The organism is Paenibacillus sp. 276b, assembly GCF_900107875.1.
Taxonomy (GTDB): Bacteria; Bacillota; Bacilli; order Paenibacillales; family Paenibacillaceae; genus Paenibacillus; species Paenibacillus marchantiae.
On sequence record NZ_FNRR01000007.1, the window covers coordinates 240,615 to 260,226 of the forward strand.

Here is a 19,612-nt window from a genome sequence, read left to right on the forward strand (position 1 = left end):
TTATCATGCTCAACATGCGTATAGCTTATGGGGTTACATATGTTCCAGCATATGTTCAACAATACGGTGAGAGCGCTGGGAAGACTCCACAGTAAACTCGGCAAAGTTCACATGTGCTGATCCATCTGCTTTGTCAGACATTGCGCGAAGTATAACGAACGGAACACGGTTCATGAAGCTCACTTGCGCTACGGCAGCTCCCTCCATCTCTGCACATGCCCCATTCATTTCGGTATACAGCATTTTCACCGTATCCTTGCTTGCAATGAATTGATCTCCTGACAGCACTTTGCCGATCAGATAGTTCGCTCCCTGCGCTTTGCAGGCTTCTTCAGCTAATGCGATAAGTGATGCTTCCGCTGGGAAAGCGGACGTCTCCTGGTAAGGAATAACCCCGCGCTCAAATCCAAGTGGGGTCACATCCATATCATGCTGTACACATTCGGACGAGATGACCATATCTCCAATGTTCAACTCCGGATTAACTGCACCCGCAACACCCGTGAAAATAATACGGTTAACCTGAAAACGATCAATTAAAATCTGTGTTGTCACAGCTGCATTTACTTTCCCTACGCCTGATTTGCAGACTACAATCTGCTTACCCAGCCATTCGCCTGCAACATAGGTAATACCGGTTTGTTTTACAGTCTCTAGTTGCTTCATACCAGCCAAGAGAAGTTCTACTTCCTCATCCATTGCACCAATGATACCGATCGTTTCACGCATGTTATGACCTCCTATATAGCATTCTGCATTCTGCATTCTGCATGTAAACCTGGAGTCGTTCCCCTCCAAGTATGTTTCTCCGTCTACGTTCAGAGTCCCATTCAGCACAAAAGCTCCGTTTCCGGAGCTTCCGTCATTCCACTATGTAGAGAGAATGCCTTCTCCCTTTCTTAAATCATTTCCATTTCAATCAGAAATGACGATGAACCATCAAAGCCTGTATTTAAACTACGTCTGCATGGCTTACAGACAGACGAAGAATCGTTTCATGCGGCAAAATAACCCGTGGGTTCTCCACATTTTCTTTTTTCATCAGCTTGGTCAGCAAACGCATCGCTACAGCGCCCAGGTCATACATCGGTTGAGCTACAGTAGTCAACTGAGGACGGACCATGGAAGCCATACGAATGTTATCCACACTGATGATGGAGAAGTCATCCGGTACTTTCAGACCTTCATCCTGAATGCTGTGAATAGCACCAATTGCCATCTCATCTGTTGCAGCGAAGATTGCCGATGGTTTTTTCTTCAATCCGAGGAAATACTTCATCGCTTCTACACCGGACTCATAACGATAGTTACCAATACGTACGAGATCCTCCTGATATTCCATACCTGCTGCTTCAAGCGCTTTCTTGTACCCTTGGAAACGAGCATAACCGTTGGCAGGATCTTGCAGTGTACCACTGATCATTGCGATTTCCTTGTGTCCATGACGGATTAACGTATTTACAGCATCAAATGCCGCTGCTTCATGGTCAATATCTACAGAAGGGTACGTGCCCTTCTCGTCACTTGTTGCACAGAGAACAATCGGCACAGCCGCTGATTGGAACGCCTGAATATGCTCGTCCGTCACAGTTCCACCCATGAAGAGCAGACCGTCCACTTGTTTCTCGAGCAACGTGTTAATTACACGAATTTCTTTTTCTTTCTTCTTGTCCGCGTTACACAAAATAATGTTGTAGTGATACATATTCGCAATATCTTCAATCCCGCGGGCAATCTCTGCAAAGGTTGAGTTCGAAATGTCCGGAATAACGACCCCGACCGTGGTTGTCTTCTTGCTCGCCAAGCCTCTGGCTACCGCATTCGGACGATATCCCAACCGATCGATGGCTTCATATACTTTTTTGCGTGTCTGTGGCTTAACATTAGGGTTATTATTAACAACCCGTGATACCGTTGCCATAGAGACACCGGCCTCACGTGCCACATCATAAATGGTTACCGTCACAGTACTTCTCTCCATTACCAGTAAATTTTCATACCATTTTCATTAAGATTTATATTACGACAAATTTATGCATTAATCAATTAAAATAGGCTTTAGGACTCACGCAGTGCTTTCGTGATTGTGGTTGAAGTAATATTCGAGTGGGAAGTATGCCATACAGGAATTCCCTTTTTGACTAGAATCGCCTGCGGAGATTCGTGCTTAACACCCAGCTTGTCCGCTGCTTCATTGGACACAGGGCGATCTTCCACTACATAAATGATACCGTATTTCACTTGTTCACTAGGACTATTTTGCAAATAATCGTTCATCTCCTGATAGGCGTTCGCGCTGATCGGGCAGCGTGTACTATGCTTAAACAGAAGCAAGGGTTGATCCTCGGTAGCCTCCACTGCGGAGTTTAGCTGTTCAATACTTGTCATTTTAGTCATGTCAGCCATTTGATATACATCCCCCTTTACCAGGATTACCGCTATGTTGAGCGTTTTCACTCTACGATATCTTAACAAAAAGCGGGCGAAAAAGCCAATTTTCATGAAAACAAGCATTTTGCACGTCAAAATTAGACAGCATTCGAGAAGTGCGCCTGCCATACAAAACCGGATAATTGACCTAATCTGCGCTGTGTTGTCTCGATCCATTCTTCATCATTAGACTTTTGGGCGTAACCCATAATATCCAGCAGCAGGTTAATTCTCTCCTCCACAGCACGTTGCATCCGATGCTCCATCTCACGATCCGAAGCGTCTGGCCAAGCCAGCAGTTGTTCATGGAAAAGATCCGCAAGTTCATTTCGCTCTCCAAACGATACATCCTGTTTCGCTGGCTGTTCACCGAGTGTACTGATGCACTCTTTCAAATCCGGCTTGACCGGCTGAAGCACTTCATAGGAAACACAGTCTGTACAAGCAAATACAGGTACGTTACGAATCTCCACCTTTTTGGCATATACCACCGTTCTTAATTCCAGTTCCATTACATGTCCGCATCTGCACGTCTTACGCACAGTCATCACCTCATTCGTTCTATACTCTTATACAGATACCATTCGACCTATTTCCGCTCAAATCCTGCTATAAACCAGAGGTTGCACAAATTACCACTGTCTCCAGATGAAGGTTGTCGAATGTAGGCGTTCATTGAGATGTAATCGCTTCCCCAATGGCGAGATTGCATGACGATGAAGTCAACATGAGAATCTGTTACAATAAAGACGCTATGTGCTAATTACCGCAAAAGGAGAGATGATGATGAGATTAACAGGCAAAAAAGTCATCGCCCTGGTCGATGAAGAATTCGAAGATCTGGAACTGTGGTATCCGGTACATCGTGTTCGTGAAGAAGGCGCTGAGGTGCATCTCGCCGGAGAGAAAAAAGGCAAAACCTACATTGGTAAATATGGTGTTCCCGCGCAGGCGGAATACAGTTTTGATGAATTGGATAGTTCAAACTATGATGGTATCCTTGTACCCGGGGGCTGGGCACCGGACAAGCTTCGTCGCTATCCCAAAGTACTTGAGCTCGTTAAGGAAATGCATGCGGATCGTAAGCCGATTGGACAGATCTGTCACGCAGGTTGGGTACTGATATCCGCCAAAATACTGGACGGGGTTACGGTAACTTCTACACCGGGTATCCGGGATGACATGGAAAATGCCGGAGCCATCTGGAAAGATGAAGCCGTTGTTGTGGATGGACACATCATTTCAGCTCGCCGTCCACCTGATCTTCCGCCGTATGGCAAAGCATTTTGCGATGCACTTGCTGAAAAATAAAACAAAGCCCCGCGCCATATGGCGTGGGGATTTATCGTTAAAATAAGACTATTTTCCAAAATTGTACAAAAGTTAATATTTTCACTTAAAGGTATTTATTAGAAAATAACCCATTCAGGATGCATTCGATCCACTCTGTTCATCCGGACTGCCCATCGAATCATTGAAGACCTGTAGACGCTCTTCGATGTCTGCACTTGTCCGCAGGCTGAAGCAATCATGGGCAGCCTCTTTGGCAGCAGCAGCCGTCGTATTCAATACTCTGTGCTTCACACGCAGCAAGGATTGTGGAGACATGCTCAGATTGCTGATCCCGAGCTCCAGCCATAGGGGAATCGAACGTTCGTCTCCTGCCATCTCCCCGCATACACTAACATCAATGCCTGCCGTATGAGCCGCATCGACTGTTGCGCGAAGCATGCGTAATACAGCCGGGTGATACGGATGATACATATGTGCAATCTGCTCATTCATTCGGTCTACAGCCAGTACATATTGCACGAGATCATTCGTACCGATACTGAAGAAATCAGCTTCTTCGGCAAGCAAATCGGCTATCATCACCGCTGCCGGAACCTCAATCATGATGCCCACCTGTATATGTGGATCGTACGGCAATTCGCGCTCGTCCAGATCAGACATCGCTTCACGCAGGATTTCATTGGCCTCCTGAAGTTCTTCTACCGAAGAAATCATCGGGTACATAATTTTGACATTGCCCGCAGCACTGGCCCGCAGAATGGCTGTGAGCTGTGTTTTGAACAGATCTTTGCGGTCCAGACTGATCCGAATCGCACGATATCCGAGAAATGGATTATCTTCTTCTGGCAGTTCAAAGTAGTCTAGCTGCTTGTCACCACCAATGTCGAGCGTACGAATAACGACAGACTGTCCTGCAGTTTTCTCAGCGACAAGACGATAAACCTCATACTGTTCCTGCTCACCCGGGAACGTAGCACGGTCCATGTATAGGAACTCTGTCCGGAACAACCCCACGCCCTTCGCCCCATGTTTCAGTGCCATATCCAGTTCCTTGACGGAACTGATGTTAGAAGCCAGATGCAGAACGGAACCGTCTTTGGTTACGGCATCCACTGTTGCAAGTACCTGCAACTGCTCTTTTTTCTTCAATTGTTTGCTGCGAATCATCGTGTAACGTTCAATCGTCTTGCGATCCGGCTCCGTAAATACGAGGCCATTATCTCCATCGACAACCAACATATCTCCGGTCTCTACAGGCATGCCAAGACTCGCTTCCAGACCGGAAACGAGAGGAATACCAAGGGCACGAGCCATAATTGCCGAATGTGACGTTTTGCCTCCAATAAGTGTCACAATACCCAGCACGTGGCTTGGATTCAAATGCGCTAATTGAGAGGGAGACAACTCTTTGGCCACGAGTATATAAGGCTGGGTATCCGATGGGAGCGTAATTTCCGGTGCGCCCAGCAGATGCTTTAATAAACGATTACCCACGTCCTTGATGTCGATGGCTCGCTCCTTCATATACTCGTCTTCGAGCAGATCAAACATGGTGACAAAATGATCAATGGCCTCTTTGACGGCTACTTCTGCTGCTTTGTACTGCCTTTCAATAATGCCACGAATTTCGTTCATGAACACCGGATCTTCCAGAATGGCCAGATGCGCATCAAAGATGCTGGACTCTTCAGGACCGACGACTTCCTTGAACTCGTTCTTGATATATTCAATCTCATCCTTCGATGTCCGTATGCCCTCGTACAGCCGTTCGAACTCTTGGGCGAGATCCACCGAATCCATCTTCTGATCCGGCAGATCCCATTCCCAACTGGGCAGGACAAATGCTTTGCCGATGGCTATGCCTGCAGCGCCGTTGATGCCTTGTATCTTCATTCTACCCCTCCAACGTTCCTGTCATAGAGCACCACGGACATAACGGATGCCTGACCTTTCTTAACTTGCTTAAATGGAGCAAAGCTCCATGATTTGACACGATCGGGATTCGTGATGACCATCGGTGTCGTCAGCGATGCCGCCTCGGCTCGCAACACAGCCAAGTCAAACTTGATTAACAACTGACCGGGCTCCACCGTATCCCCTTCCTGAACAAAGGCTTCAAAGTGGCCTTTCAGTTGGGATGTGTCGATACCGATATGCAACAGGACCTCAAGCCCTTCCCGAGTGGAGATGCCTAAGGCATGCATCGTTGGATACATGTGCATAATCGTTCCGTACACGGGTGAGACCAGCTCTCCCTTTTCCGGGACAAAGGCTACACCATCACCCACAAGCTTGGCTGCAAATATCTGATCCGGTACCTCTTCAATCGGCAGCATTTTGCCTTGCACAGGAGCACAGAACAGAACTTGTTGCAGATCACGTTCGAGCAGCTTCGCAATCTCTTCCCGGATTAATTCCGAATAGGTGCCAAATACCACTTGTACGTTACCGCCACCCAGCTTGATAAGCCCTGCGGACCCCATACTCTTCATTGCACCTGTATCGATTAATCGATCATTATGCACGGTGAGACGAAGTCGTGTAATACAAGCCTCTACCTGCACAATGTTTTCTTTCCCGCCCAATGCTTCCAAAATAAGAGGAGCTTGATAAGGAATGTTACCTACCCAATCTTCCAGCATGGACCCCTCTTCGCGTCCTGGAGTTGGAATCTTGAACGTGCGAATCGCCCACCTAAACAGGAAATAATAGACTAGCCCGTATAGTATGCCAATCGGAATGAGCTTCCAAGCATTCTCCGATAGATGGAAATTGAGTATGTAGTCGATAATGCCAGCCGAATAGGAGAAACCATGGCGTATATCAAGCCAGTAACTGATCCACATCGCAAGTCCTGACATGACTGCATGCACGATGAACAGATAAGGTGCCGCAAACAAAAAGGCAAACTCAATCTGCTCCGATACCCCTGTCAGAAAACAAACGAGTGCGGAAGTGAGAAATGTTTTTTTGATTTTCGGCTTCAGATCTTCCCTTGCCTCCTGAATAATGGCAAAGGCAATCGCTGGAATCGCAAACATCATGATCGGGAATAACCCGGCCATAAAATACCCTGCTGTTGGATCACCCGCAAAAAATCGCGGCAAATCCCCTTGCACTATATTGCCGTCTGCTGTTTCATACGTCCCCAGTTGGAACCAGAATACATTGTTAAGCAGATGATGCAGTCCGAAGGCCACCAGCACCCTGTACAAGACCCCATATATAAACAGCCCAAAACCGCCGAGACTGTATTCCCAGGTGGCGATGGCGTTCAATGCATGTTGCAAAATGGGTGCGATCCATAACATAAAGAAGGAGAACAGTGCCGAGCAAAGTCCAACTATGAGTAAAACAAACCTTGAACCACCGAAAAACTGTAAGATTTCGGGCAGTTTAATACTTTTGAAGCGATTATGCGTCACCCCGGCAAGTGCGCCGAGAATAATTCCGATTAAGGAAGCAGGTTGAACGGTGCCATCCCCGAAATTGCGAGTCACCTGATCATATATCACAATACCAGCCAGAGCAGCGAGTCCCGCTTGTCCGGCCTGGTTGGAGAGTCCCAGTGCTACACCGACAGCGAACAAATACGGCAAAAAATAAAAAATACCGTGTCCGGCCACGGTAGACACTTCACCAACAACTTTCAATCCCCAGGCGTCCCAGGGCAAACTGCCAACACTCAGCAAAATTGCGGCGGCGGGCAGGACCATTGTAGGCAGCATTACCGCTCGTCCGAGCTGCTGCAAGGATCCGAGCCAATTCATGGCGACCTCTCCTTTCTATCCTAGATGGTAAGCTTTACGCAACGTTTTGTCAAAGCAAAACAGTAACCTGTTGGTAATTTATTCTATATTCCAAGTATGTAACAGAAAAATCCCGTCAACTCGAGGTTAACGGGATTTTTTAGGAATCGAGATTTAACCGCGTCCAGCACCGCGCAGAACGATGGAATCCTCTACCTTGATACAACGATTCGTTACCGCTGTCATGCCGTTCTCAGCTGCAATCTGAACGGCTTCATCGCTGTGGATACCAAGCTGAAGCCACAATACATTCGCTTTGATCGCCGCAGCTTCACGAGCGACATCTGCACAATATTCATCGCGGCGGAATACGTTCACGATATCTACCGGCTCAGGGATATCTGCGAGGGTCGCATATACCGTCTCACCGAGAATCTCACCTTGTACCTGTGGATTTACCGGGATGATACGATAACCTCTGCTTTGCATGGCTTCCGCTACCATATAGGAAGTGCGATCTGATTTGTCCGATAAGCCGACGACTGCGATGTTGCCTGCCTTGCGCAAAAGTTGTCCAATTTCTTCACGAGTAGGATTGTTAAATTCCATGTTCAAGCACCATCCTTTTCTGCTTAAAGTGCGTGTTCAAAAAGACCGGTTTTCAGTACCGAGAAGATGGGATGAAGCTAGAAATGGAGTAGCGGAGCGTAGGGAAAACTACGTGAGCAACGGACATTTCGGCTGAATTCCATATTCGATGCTGATGATGCCTCCAGGCATCCTTCGTAATCAAAAGCGGTTTTTTGAACAACCTCTTAAACGTGTTATTTTACTCTTTTACCCATTGAACCGAGGCGCCAAGCGCCTGCAAATGATCGAAATATTGCGGATAAGACTTGGCTACATGGTGTGCATCCCGAATACGAAGCGGTTCTTTGGAACGCAGACCGACAACGGTCAGTGCCATAATTACGCGATGATCGTAGTGAGCGTTAATCTCAACGCCGCCTTCGACGCCTTCCGGACGACCATGTACGATAATCTCGGCCTGACGTTCTTCTACGTTGGCTCCTGCCTTCCGCAGTTCGTTCAAATAATCTGTAATTCGGTCACATTCCTTGTAACGTAAGTTCTCTACATTATAGAACCGTGAGGTGCCTTCCGCAAACACTGCCGCCGCTACCATGGCCAAAACCGCGTCTGTCGCGGCATCTCCATCGAATTCCACGGCTTTCAATGTACCGTTACCTTGCACGTGTACCACATCGTTTTCATGCGTCAACGGCACTTCCATCATGCGCAGAACGTCTACAATAGCACGCTCACCTTGTTTGCTCTGTTCCATCAATCGCAAAATTTTAACATCCGATTGGGTGACAGCCGCGGCCGCGAGGACAGCTGCTGAACCCGGATAGTCTCCTTGAACCGTATATGTTTGTGGTTTATAGGCTTGACCGCCAGGTACGCGGAAGGACATGTAATCATCACTCGCATGAATGACGATGCCCGCCTGTTCCAATACTTCCAGCGTCTGGCCAATAACCACTTTGGATTTCAAGTCGTTTAATACTTCAATTGTGCTGTCTTCTTCCAGAAGAGGAGTTACAAACAGCAACGCGCTCAAATACTGGGAGCTGACGGAACCGGATACACGGATATGTCCACCCTTAGCCTGACCCCCTTTGATCGTGATTGGCAAGCGCCCTTGTTCGTGCTGTACCTCAACACCAAGCTGACCCAGCGCATCGATCAGGTCATCATGTGGGCGTTTGCCCAGAGAATCCGGGTACGTATTTACAAACGTCACATCAGGACAAAGTGCCGTTACCCCCATCAGGAAACGAAGCACTGCACCCGCATTGCCTACATTTAATTCACGCACATCACGTGGATGGCTGCCGAAGCCCTGGATAACGATTTTGCTATCATCTTCTTCAAGCACCGCTCCAAGGTCGCGAATACATCTGCGCATAGCGTCACTATCTTCACTATGAGCCGGGTAATGGATCGTACTTGTGCCTTCTGCCAGCGCAGCAGCTAGCAAGTAGCGTGTGGTGTAGTTTTTGGAAGACAAAGCTCCAATTTCCCCATTCAGGGATGGGGTCGGTTTAACGATAACGTCCATGGATGAAATTCTCCTTCATTGATTATAATGTGCTTCGTTAGATGATCCTGTTACGTATTTGGTTCAGGGTACATGCGGTGATGCTGAGATGCCAAATTGACATTCCATACATCGCTTGGGTATCATTATAGGCGTTAAGTCCATACAGAAAAGAGGACCTGAATATGACACAAATTGCTGAAATTGAAACTTCTGAGCTACGCCGCCGTTTGCAGGCGGGAGAGAAGCTGCAGATGATAGACGTCCGTGAGGACGATGAAGTCGCACAAGGCATGATTGAGGGAGCGAAACACATCCCGCTTGGACAGATTCCCGACAGACTGTCCGAAATTCAAAAGTCCGGTGAGATTGTTCTGATCTGCCGCAGTGGATACCGTAGTGAGCGTGCCTGTGAGTACTTACAGCAGCTCGGATATGATGGCTGCACCAATATGGTTGGCGGCATGCTGCAATGGCAAGAGGAAGACTAAACAACATCAGGATCGAGGTTAATAGTTAGGATATCTGCAATAAGCAGTTCTCGGTAACCAATGTGCATCCTGATCCTTACAGGAAGTCAAACGGGCCAATCGGCCCGTTTTTCACATCGTTCCACGATCACATGGCTCCATTCACCACTTTAAACCCTTCGGCATATCTTCTTCCACATGCGAAATGTATCCCTCTCTCCATGCATCGACCCTGCACTCATGTGTACAGTCTATCCATACACTTACTGAAGAGAAAACGAAATAATTACAAGCTTAGACGCGGTAATGCGCTAAAATTAAACGAGTCACTTCAGAAGCGGATAACTCGGTTGTATCCACCGTGTAATGCGCAAACCGGTATGCGTCCTTCCGTTCCTGCATAATGGTCTGAATGCGTTCCTCCGCATTGCCTGCCAAGAGCGGACGGTTCTCACAGCCGCTGACACGTTCTACTATCACTGCCGGATCAGCAGTCAGGGCAACCACCCAGCCGTTCTTCGACATGACATCACAGTTGTCCGAACGCAGAACCACACCGCCTCCGGTTGCAATCACCTGCGCCTTTTTCTCTAACACCGAGCACAACATGCGACTCTCGGCATCGCGGAAATACGTCTCTCCCTTGCCTGTGAACAAATCAGGAATCGTACAGCCTTCCTCTTTCTCCACCGCGGCGTCTACATCAATCAATCGGTAACCCAGCTCGCGTGCGAGCATGTCAGCAACGGTTGATTTGCCAGTTCCCATCATGCCGATGAGAATAATATTGTTAGACTTGCTCAAGGTGTACACTCCTTTAATTCAAGCAATTCGTGAGCACTTTTGTCCTATCATAACACAGCCCTGCGGACGGGGGAAGGCCATAGTGTGGCCCACTTCCCTCCAAGCATCCGCAAGCACTTCCAGACCATATCGAAGCATGTCCATGTACTCCAAACGATTTTAACGAACTCAGATAAGCTTATTTCCGAATTATAAGCGATTTTAAAATTCTAACGAATCTCAGGAAACTTATTTCACAAAAACAGCATAAAAACAGCGCAATTCCGCTCCAAATGTTCTTAATAGGACCTTCTGCATTCGTTAGAGAATAGAAAAGGTTCATATCCACGAGTTAGAGCATCTCAGGTTCGTAAGATGTAGGACCAGCTTACACATACGGTAAAAAAAGAGACCTGGAGTTCATCGGTATGAACCGACTCTCCAAGTCCCCTATCTAAGCTTCTGTCCAAGCCCTTCTTCCAGCCAAGGCCCCTGATTTAGGACTTTAGCCAAATCTCACGGACTTGCGATATACGCTACTATTCCATCCAGTTGTGGTGGAAGCTGCCTTCTTTGTCCAGACGTTTGAACGTATGAGCACCGAAGTAGTCACGTTGTGCTTGCAGCAGGTTCGCAGGCAAACGCTCTGTACGGTAGCTATCGTAGTAGGACAACGCACTGGAGAACCCAGGAACCGGAACGCCTTGAGTTACCGCAGCAGCTACAACTTCACGCCATGCACCTTGGTAGGATTCTACAATGTTTTGGAAGTATGGATCCAGAAGCAGGTTTTTCAGTGCTGCATCTTTGTCATACGCTTCTTTAATGTTTTGCAGGAACTGCGAACGGATGATGCAACCACCACGGAAGATCATGGCGATGTTGCCGTATTTCAGATCCCAACCGTACTCATCGGAAGCTGCACGCATTTGGGCAAAACCTTGTGCGTAGGATACGATTTTACTTGCAAACAGCGCTTTGCGAACATTCTCGATGAACGCTTTTTTGTCACCGGAGAATGCTTCAACCGCAGGTCCGTTCAGGATTTTGCTCGCTGCCACACGCTCGTCTTTCATCGCAGACAGGAAGCGGGAGAATACAGATTCTGTAATCATGGACAATGGTACGCCGAGATCCAGCGCGCTTTGGCTTGTCCATTTTCCTGTTCCTTTTTGTCCAGCTGCATCCAGAATGACATCAACCATTGGTTTGCCCGTTTCCGGATCGTATTTGGAGAAGATATCTGCTGTGATTTCGATCAGGTAACTATCCAGCTCTCCCTGATTCCATTCTGTAAAGATGGCGTGAAGCTCCTCAACGGACACATTCAACACGGATTTGAGTAGGTGGTAAGCTTCACCAATCAACTGCATATCTCCGTATTCGATACCGTTATGCACCATTTTCACATAGTGTCCAGCACCATCTGGTCCGATATATGTACAACAAGGATCGTCACCGACTTTGGCCGAAATGGCTGTCAGGATCGGTTCAACCAGCTTGTACGCACTCTCTTGTCCACCTGGCATAATTGCAGGGCCTTTCAACGCGCCTTCTTCCCCACCGGATACACCTGTACCGATGAAGCGAATGCCTTTGTCTTCCAACTCTTTGCTGCGACGTTGGGTGTCAGGGAAGTATGCGTTACCGCCATCAATGATGATGTCGCCCTCATCCAAATGAGGAAGCAGTTGTTCAATGGTAGCGTCGGTTGCATAACCAGCTTGTACCATGATCAGGATTTTGCGCGGGGATTCCAGGGATGCCACAAACTCTTCAATAGAGAATGTGCCTGTCAGGTTTTTACCTTCGGCTTCTTTCAGAAGATCGTTGGTTTTCTCCGGAGAACGGTTAAATACCGATACCGTGAAACCTCTGCTTTCAATGTTAAGGGCCAAATTTTTGCCCATTACTGCAAGTCCAATGACACCGATCTGTTGTTTCGCCATCTGGTCCTCCATCCTTTGCTCCAATTAATTTTATTGAAATGAATTCTCAACAATACCCCCATTTTAACGGTTTTACGCATAGAAGTGAACCCCGGACCATGGTCGCACAGCGAGAAAACACCCCAATTACCTGAGGTGTTCATCGTATTTTCATAAATACAGCGTTATATTTCAGCCTTCCAGCATCAACATGTGCCCTGACAACTGCTTTAAGACTTTACGACAGACATTTGCTTTTTCGATATTATCCATCTGAATGGCGGCATACAGACGCTCCAGTTCATCATCCACTTCCATGCGCAGCAGCATGAGTCGCTCCTCGCCTTCGCGCGAGAGGAACATTTCTTCCATCTCTTCCGCCGTCGGCGCAGGTTCCTTTTGAAAAATAACACGCTGTTTGAACCCGGATACTTCAACGAGACGAATGACTTCACCAAACAAAATATTCTCCACGGTCATCTGCTGATCCTTAAACCGTTTCACAACGGCATGCCCGCGTGTATCCCCGATCAGCTTCTCCAACCATTCCGCAAGCTTTGCGTCCTTGATAATATAATCTCCGGTCATCTTGTAATTCCCACTGCGCGTCTGTTGAAAACGGAGCTTTACCAGCTTGCGTCCGGTGCGGACTGACAGAATAAAAAAGGATTCGTCCTCGCTCCAATATAGTGAATACCCCTCACGAATAAGGTCTTTGATCAAATTTTGGATATGCCGACGGTTGAACCGCAGCTCCAGATTGCAATATTCAACTTCATAACTCTTATTCACGGCACTCCCTCCATCTGTACCGGAGATGCTCCGGCCATCTTCTTCAATCGCTTCTACTCAATCGGCTTACCCTATTTTATACTTCATTTTATGTAAGGGTACTTGGTTATTTGACTATTTTTCACCGATTGATCCGAAGGATCGCAGCTTTCCGCAGATGCACAGGGGCAAGCCCCCGTTTTTCATGATATAATGGACGCGAAATAAAGGTATGCAGAGGTTATATGCGGACTGCGAATTGATCGGGATGATGCCGTTGCTGCGGATGGGGAAAAGTCCCTGGAAACGGTTCGTTCAACGTTCAAAACACTGCTGCCGCTCTATAAGATGTCTTTGTCTTAAGTACGTTGAACGATTAGTTCCCAGAGTTGATCACTCCGGCGGGCAGAATAATCTTCCCGTCGTTAGCTGAATGGATGCAATGGTTGCACCATGCTACATAAAAAGGGAGTTCCACAACCTGAATGGTTGTTGGAACTCCCTTTTCTTATTGGATCCACCTTATCAGACTTCAATCGCATCATTTGGCAGGAGCTGTACGATACGGTTTACGGGATAACACATAGTGCACAACGGCAAGTCCAGCCATAACGACAGCACTTCCGATAAATGGAGCCGGATGACTAACGTGATCCCACAGCAGTCCGGATACAATCGGCCCTACGACCATGCCTGATCCCTGAAGGGTCAGGAAGAAACCCCAGATCGCTCCGCGTTCTCCTTTGGGAATCAATGTGGCTACAAACGCATTCCAAGCCGGGAGAATCATCGCATAGCTGACGCCAACCAACATGACGATACCGAACACAACTGGAATAGACGTAATAGAAGAAAAAGCAAACAGACTCACTGCTGCCATTAAAAAACCGATGTTCAGGAACGGTGCCGTTCCAAACCGGTCTACCATTTTCCCTACAGGCAGCAATGCAATGACCGTAATGCCTCCACCCGCTATCAGCAACAAGCTGTATAGGTTGGGCGAGATGTGCAGGTCTGTGCGAGTGTATAGCGTAATCACGGGACTGAGCAGACCAATAACAAAAGACTGCATGAATAGTGCAGGATATACGAGCGGATTAACATTAAGGGTGCTGCGTACCCGTTGCAATGTACCCTGGACACTGTTTTTGAGTCGGATGAACGGCGTGAAAATATTCGGTTTAGCCGGATATTTCATATCTGACCGCTTCGTCTCACTTTCCGCATGCTCTCCCTCAACAATGACACGTCCGGGTAAAATCAAAGCGACCAGAATGACCAGAATTGCAACACCCATCAACACCAAGAAAATGGTGCGATAATCGTGATGCGTCCGCTCCAATAGCCAGTTCATTCCGATCGGCCCTAGACCAGTCCCCCCAAGTGCCGCCATCTCCAGCGCACCCATGGCTGTACCGTTCTTGTTCTGTGGCCCCGACATCGCAGTCACGCCTGTCATAGCGCAAGGCCAAAGGGGTGACGTACCAACTCCAAGAATGAGACAAGCCATGGCAAGGCCAAATGCACTTTTGAAGAATATAATCATGATTACAGCAACTAATGTACAAATTAGCGCCGTCACCATTGTCGCGCGGAACCCGATCCGTTCTGCTGCCCATCCAGAGGGAGCCCGGAACAGATTATCTCCCAAATATTGAAGGGCAAAGGCCACACCAATCACGCCAGCGGACAAACCCAGAATATTGTCCATATACACGGGCAAAATAGCGACCAGCAGGGCACCTTTAATAATTTCAACTAGAAAAAGCGTTAGCCACATGGCGATAAAGAAAGGTGATCGCAGAATTTTGGCTGGTTTTGTATTAGTTTGCATTCTTTTTCCCCTTTCGATGCTTGCTTGCCCATCTCCTATCCTTACTGTAACCCTCGGGGATGTGTCCAAATCTCAGCAATTCGAAAAATTGTCAAGCAATATTGCTTGCATTCGGTTCTTAATTTGCTATACTCAAATTTGTTTGAGATTACAAAATGATAAGTTATCAGCGAAGCTGAACTAAATCCGTGATCGCAAGAAAAACATCCGCTACAAGCGGTCTGTCTTCATAGAATTTACGTCGAAAGACGTTTTTCTTACAAATTATAATTAGGAAAGGTTGTGACAGCACTGATGGATCACCGCCGTACGCCGCTGTTTACCGCTTTAAAAAATCACGCGGCACTCAATCCGGTGCAATTTCATATTCCGGGACATAAAAAAGGATTGGGAACGGATACCGAATTTCGTGAATTTATCGGCGATAATGCCCTCTCCATAGATTTGATTAACATCGCACCGCTAGATGATTTGCATCAGCCAACCGGTGTCATTGAGGAAGCGCAGATTCTGGCAGCCGATGCCTTCGGAGCCGATTATACCTATTTTAGTGTACAAGGCACAAGCAGTGCCATCATGACCATGATTCTGTCGGTATGTGAACCGGGTGACAAGATTATTGTGCCCCGTAATGTGCATAAATCGGTCATGTCTGCCATCATTTTCTCAGGAGCGAAACCCGTATTCGTCTCTCCTGCGCAGGATGCCAATCTAGGGATTGATCACGGTGTCACTACAGGCGCGATCCGACGTGCTCTTGAGCGTCATCCTGATGCCAAGGCTTTGCTCGTCATTAACCCAACGTACTTCGGCGTATGTACCGATCTAAAAGAAATTGTTGAACTGGCGCATAGCTATCAAGTCCCAGTACTTGTGGATGAAGCGCATGGCGTACTCATTCATTTCCATGAAGATCTGCCGCTCTCAGCCATGGCCGCCGGGGCTGATATGGCTGCAACGAGTGTACACAAGCTCGGTGGTTCGATGACCCAGAGTTCTGTACTCAATCTGAACACGAAGAATGGATATGTGAATCCACAACGTGTACAAACCATTCTGAGTATGTTGACTTCAACGTCGACTTCTTACATCCTGCTGGCTTCGCTCGACACGTCGAGACGTAATCTGGCTCTGAATGGCCATCAGATGGCACAGAAAGCCATTGATCTGGCTGAGTTTGCAAGACGCTCCATTAATGATATGGACGGACTATATTGCTTCGGCAGAGAGCTGCTGGGCACAGAGGCTACCTTTAATTACGACCCAACCAAAGTAACCATTCATGTTCGCCACCTTGGAATTACAGGCTACGAAACAGAGAACTGGCTACGTGAGCATTACAAAATCGAGGTGGAGCTCAGTGATATGTATAATATTCTGTGCCTCATCACACCGGGAGATACGGATGACTCCGTAGAAATCTTGCTGAACGCCCTGCAGGATCTATCCCGTACGTATTATCAGGTGAATCCAGCCCATGAGCTGGTGGTCAAGGTTCCAGATGTACCACAGCTGATGCTGACTCCACGTGATGCGTTCTATGGTGATACCGAAGTCATTCCTTTCAAGGAATCCGCAGGTCGGATTATTTCGGAATTCATCTACGTATATCCACCAGGAATCCCGATTCTGCTGCCAGGTGAGGTTATCACTCAGGAAAACATCGATTACATCATTGATCATGTTGAAGTTGGACTGCCTGTAAAAGGACCTGAAGACCGTAGCGTAACCAACGTGAAAGTCATCGTAGAAGCAGATGCAATATTCTAGAACAGCCACCTCTGCATGAGGTTGATCGATCTCTAAGGACCAAGCGGGATGCTTGGTCTTTTTTATTTTTTCTCCACACAGACTTGTCCTGCCTTGGGCTTATGATCGCTGTCTTATTTGCATTTTTCCACCTATTCCACTGTCCCTATCGCAAGAAAAAACAGCATATACACCTAATAAAAAGCAAACAAAAGGCCCCCTATAATTAAGGAGCCTTCTTGCTTTATTCCAAAAGGATGACTATTCTTGGCTTGCAACGAGTTCGTTGTACGCCGCTTCAACACGGGTCCACTCTTCTTCGTCTTCAATATTGTAGAGCACCATTTCCTCGTCTTCTTCTTCCATACGCAGAATGATGCCGTCAGCTTCAGGATTGTTACGTTCCAGCAGGAGCGCATAAACATGCTTCTCCACGTCAAACGTCTCCACCAAAACCATCTCCACGTCATTTCCGTTCTCGTCTGTCAGTGTCAGAAGAACTTCTTCATGCTCGTGGTCGTGGTCGTGGTCTTGACCGCATCCGCAGGCATCGCCGTGTTCATGTGTGTGATCGCTCATTGATATACCTCGCTTTATAAATAGAAATTGTGTAACCTTGCATATCGTAACATGTTCAATGGTCCAGGTCAATTTAACCGACAAGGTTATTTTTGCTTCAATCGTTCAGCGCGGTAATGATTTTCTCGGCTGCCAGTACATAATTACTGTTTGCATTTTCTTTAATATAAAAACCGACTTGATACTTGCCAGCTCGGCTGAAATCATACGTAAAATCGTACGTTCGGAACCAGAAGTTATCCTTCTGTGTCTTAAGCTCCTGAGACTGAATATCCTTAACCTCACCACTTGGATTGGTAATCGTCACCTTCACCGCAGCTATATCTGTTGTCAAACTGTCGACTTGTGAGAACACATTAAATTTCAACTTACCCACGTTCACGTTGCCAAACACGGTATCTCCCTTGAAGAGAAAAATATGTACATTCGGCTTGATAACCGTTACTCTCTTGTTTGTGGTATCCCATCTGGCGATTCCGCCCGCTTCTCTTACAGGTACATAGGTCGTTCCGTCAATCAGATAACCACCGTCAGCTGCTTCCTTGCCGTTAATGAGAACCCGAATCTTCTCGTTCACTGAATCTGCAAACAATAAAGACCCGCCGAGCAAGGAGAATACCGTGACACACAGCAAAATTCTTTTCCATTTCATTCCGTCAATATTCCCTCCCCTGCTGCTAGCTGTTGTACATTTATACTGCAGGTTCATCCACAAAGTTGCGCTGTTTTTCATCATTTTTCATTTTTTATCCAGAATATTTTCCACCCCTTGGAACGATCAAAAAGAGGCGTTCCCTGTTAAAGGACGCCCCTATAGTATAGTTGTTGGCAATACGTAATTATACGAACTTCTTGTAGGTCAAACTTATTATGAAGCGGACTACGAAGTATGACGAGTCAATATACAAGGTACGCCCTTGCCTACAGCTCCATCGGTTCGCATCCGTGCTGCATAATCCATTCCTCGTGTACAGGGGGTCTTGCAACGCTCACATACATCCGAAGTAACCAATTTCATGGATACACGAAGTTTGTCACTCTTTAACGCGGGAGCCTTTTTTCCCTTTGCTTTTGCCATCCCGGATTCCCCATTTCCCCAATTGCTTGCTGATGTAATGCATCATATGGGGATTCGCCCGGTTGTGTGTCAAAAGCAATAAACTTCGTGCATGATATCGTTTAAATGAAACCGCCGTTTGCACGCAGCGTCTGTCCTGTAACCCATTGCGACTCTTCACTGACAAGGAAAGAGATCACATTTGCAATGTCCTCCGGTTCACCTAGACGACCAAATGCATTCATTTTACGTAGCCCTTCGAGCTGTTGCTCCGTCTTCCCTACAGAAAACAACTCGGTATTCACCGGGCCTGGTGCAACAGCATTAATAGTGATTTGTCTGGAGCCAAATTCTTTTGCAAGCTGACGAGTAATCTGTTCAACTGCTCCTTTGGTACCTGCGTACACGCTGTATCCCGGAAACATCTGTCCGGTTACAGAAGTAGAGAAGTTAACAATTCGGCCCTGCTCCTCCATGTGTTTCAATGCTTGCTGACAAGCAAAAAATGTACCTTTCACATTGATGGCAAACTGCTGATCGAATTCTTCCTCCGTCACATCTACCAAAGGCGTTGTCTTCATGATGCCTGCATTGTTGATCAGAATATCAACTTTTCCAAGCTGGCTAATCGTTTCGGAAAATAAACGTTCCACATCTTCCTTTCGGGCAAGGTCAGCCTGAACGGTAATGGCACGGACTCCTTTTTGGCGAGCAATATCTGCCACCTGCTCTGCTTTGTCGGGGCTGCTCGCGTAGTTAATGACGACATCCGCGCCCAATTCAGCGAGTTGCTCTGCTATAGCACGTCCGATCCCCCGGGATGAGCCAGTTACAATGGCTACTTTACCTGTTAGCTTTTTCATTT

At 47.2% G+C, this 19,612-nt stretch carries 19 protein-coding genes; 3 read left to right on the forward strand and 16 right to left on the reverse strand.

What is annotated here, in order from left to right; translation table 11 throughout:
- Positions 1-33 precede the first annotated feature (33 nt).
- The 4 genes from BLV50_RS26615 to BLV50_RS26630 all read right to left on the reverse strand — a co-directional run bounded on the left by BLV50_RS26615 (position 34) and on the right by BLV50_RS26630 (position 2,942).
- Positions 34-729 carry a 5'-methylthioadenosine/adenosylhomocysteine nucleosidase gene (locus BLV50_RS26615; protein WP_063565576.1) on the reverse strand — a complete coding sequence of 232 codons (696 nt, stop codon included), beginning with the start codon at positions 727-729 and terminating at the stop codon, positions 34-36.
- A 223-nt stretch (positions 730-952) separates the two neighbouring features.
- Positions 953-1,966 carry a catabolite control protein A gene (ccpA, locus tag BLV50_RS26620; RefSeq protein ID WP_024631149.1) on the reverse strand — a complete coding sequence of 338 codons (1,014 nt, stop codon included), beginning with the start codon at positions 1,964-1,966 and terminating at the stop codon, positions 953-955.
- Between the two features lie 92 nt (positions 1,967-2,058).
- Positions 2,059-2,406: a bacillithiol system redox-active protein YtxJ gene (gene ytxJ, locus BLV50_RS26625; protein ID WP_064636572.1), complete on the reverse strand. Its 348-nt coding sequence runs from the start codon at positions 2,404-2,406 to the stop codon at positions 2,059-2,061.
- A gap of 122 nt (positions 2,407-2,528) precedes the next feature.
- Positions 2,529-2,942 (reverse strand): hypothetical protein, encoded by a 414-nt coding sequence (locus tag BLV50_RS26630; RefSeq protein ID WP_090810777.1) that lies wholly within the window; start codon positions 2,940-2,942, stop codon positions 2,529-2,531.
- Between the two features lie 271 nt (positions 2,943-3,213).
- Here BLV50_RS26630 and BLV50_RS26635 point away from each other — a divergent pair, with 271 nt between their 5' ends.
- Positions 3,214-3,741 carry a type 1 glutamine amidotransferase domain-containing protein gene (locus tag BLV50_RS26635; RefSeq protein ID WP_063565573.1) on the forward strand — a complete coding sequence of 176 codons (528 nt, stop codon included), beginning with the start codon at positions 3,214-3,216 and terminating at the stop codon, positions 3,739-3,741.
- Between the two features lie 114 nt (positions 3,742-3,855).
- Here the strand turns inward: BLV50_RS26635 and ptsP are convergent, their stop codons facing one another.
- From ptsP to aroA, 4 genes are all read right to left on the reverse strand, one after another.
- Complete coding sequence (gene ptsP, locus BLV50_RS26640; RefSeq protein ID WP_063565572.1) at positions 3,856-5,616, reverse strand: phosphoenolpyruvate--protein phosphotransferase; 1,761 nt, start codon at positions 5,614-5,616, stop codon at positions 3,856-3,858.
- Positions 5,613-7,493 (reverse strand): glucose PTS transporter subunit IIA, encoded by a 1,881-nt coding sequence (locus tag BLV50_RS26645; RefSeq protein WP_063565571.1) that lies wholly within the window; start codon positions 7,491-7,493, stop codon positions 5,613-5,615. The genes ptsP and BLV50_RS26645 overlap by 4 nt, the downstream gene beginning before the upstream one ends.
- A 153-nt stretch (positions 7,494-7,646) precedes the next feature.
- Positions 7,647-8,081, reverse strand: a complete 435-nt coding sequence (locus tag BLV50_RS26650; protein ID WP_053784277.1) for a CoA-binding protein — start codon at positions 8,079-8,081, stop codon at positions 7,647-7,649.
- 220 nt (positions 8,082-8,301) lie between these two features.
- Complete coding sequence (gene aroA, locus BLV50_RS26655) at positions 8,302-9,597, reverse strand: 3-phosphoshikimate 1-carboxyvinyltransferase (RefSeq protein ID WP_063565570.1); 1,296 nt, start codon at positions 9,595-9,597, stop codon at positions 8,302-8,304.
- Between the two features lie 164 nt (positions 9,598-9,761).
- Here aroA and BLV50_RS26660 point away from each other — a divergent pair, with 164 nt between their 5' ends.
- Positions 9,762-10,067 carry a rhodanese-like domain-containing protein gene (locus BLV50_RS26660; protein WP_063565569.1) on the forward strand — a complete coding sequence of 102 codons (306 nt, stop codon included), beginning with the start codon at positions 9,762-9,764 and terminating at the stop codon, positions 10,065-10,067.
- 273 nt (positions 10,068-10,340) lie between these two features.
- On the opposite strand, the gene BLV50_RS26665 is transcribed toward BLV50_RS26660, so the two are convergent.
- From BLV50_RS26665 to BLV50_RS26685, 4 genes are all read right to left on the reverse strand, one after another.
- Complete coding sequence (locus BLV50_RS26665) at positions 10,341-10,850, reverse strand: shikimate kinase (protein WP_256338053.1); 510 nt, start codon at positions 10,848-10,850, stop codon at positions 10,341-10,343.
- A 518-nt stretch (positions 10,851-11,368) separates the two neighbouring features.
- Positions 11,369-12,778, reverse strand: a complete 1,410-nt coding sequence (gndA, locus tag BLV50_RS26670; RefSeq protein WP_064636561.1) for an NADP-dependent phosphogluconate dehydrogenase — start codon at positions 12,776-12,778, stop codon at positions 11,369-11,371.
- Between the two features lie 171 nt (positions 12,779-12,949).
- On the reverse strand, positions 12,950-13,549 hold the full coding sequence (locus tag BLV50_RS26675) for a hypothetical protein (protein ID WP_063565568.1): 600 nt from the start codon (positions 13,547-13,549) through the stop codon (positions 12,950-12,952).
- Positions 13,550-14,069: 520 nt separating this feature from the next.
- Entirely contained in the window at positions 14,070-15,362 is a 1,293-nt protein-coding gene (locus BLV50_RS26685; RefSeq protein WP_063565567.1) for an MFS transporter, read from the reverse strand.
- Between the two features lie 294 nt (positions 15,363-15,656).
- Here BLV50_RS26685 and BLV50_RS26690 point away from each other — a divergent pair, with 294 nt between their 5' ends.
- The gene (locus tag BLV50_RS26690; protein WP_063565751.1) at positions 15,657-17,132 is read left to right on the forward strand and encodes an aminotransferase class I/II-fold pyridoxal phosphate-dependent enzyme; all 1,476 of its coding nucleotides are present in this window, start codon (positions 15,657-15,659) and stop codon (positions 17,130-17,132) included.
- A 240-nt stretch (positions 17,133-17,372) separates the two neighbouring features.
- On the opposite strand, the gene BLV50_RS26695 is transcribed toward BLV50_RS26690, so the two are convergent.
- The 4 genes from BLV50_RS26695 to BLV50_RS26710 form a co-directional block, all read right to left on the reverse strand.
- Entirely contained in the window at positions 17,373-17,690 is a 318-nt protein-coding gene (locus tag BLV50_RS26695; protein ID WP_063565566.1) for a DUF1292 domain-containing protein, read from the reverse strand.
- A gap of 97 nt (positions 17,691-17,787) precedes the next feature.
- Positions 17,788-18,342, reverse strand: coding sequence for a hypothetical protein (locus BLV50_RS26700; RefSeq protein WP_063565565.1), 555 nt, complete (start codon positions 18,340-18,342; stop codon positions 17,788-17,790).
- Between the two features lie 228 nt (positions 18,343-18,570).
- Positions 18,571-18,768: a hypothetical protein gene (locus tag BLV50_RS26705; protein WP_072735367.1), complete on the reverse strand. Its 198-nt coding sequence runs from the start codon at positions 18,766-18,768 to the stop codon at positions 18,571-18,573.
- A gap of 101 nt (positions 18,769-18,869) precedes the next feature.
- Complete coding sequence (locus tag BLV50_RS26710; protein ID WP_090810779.1) at positions 18,870-19,610, reverse strand: SDR family oxidoreductase; 741 nt, start codon at positions 19,608-19,610, stop codon at positions 18,870-18,872.
- Between the last annotated feature and the right edge of the window lie 2 nt (positions 19,611-19,612).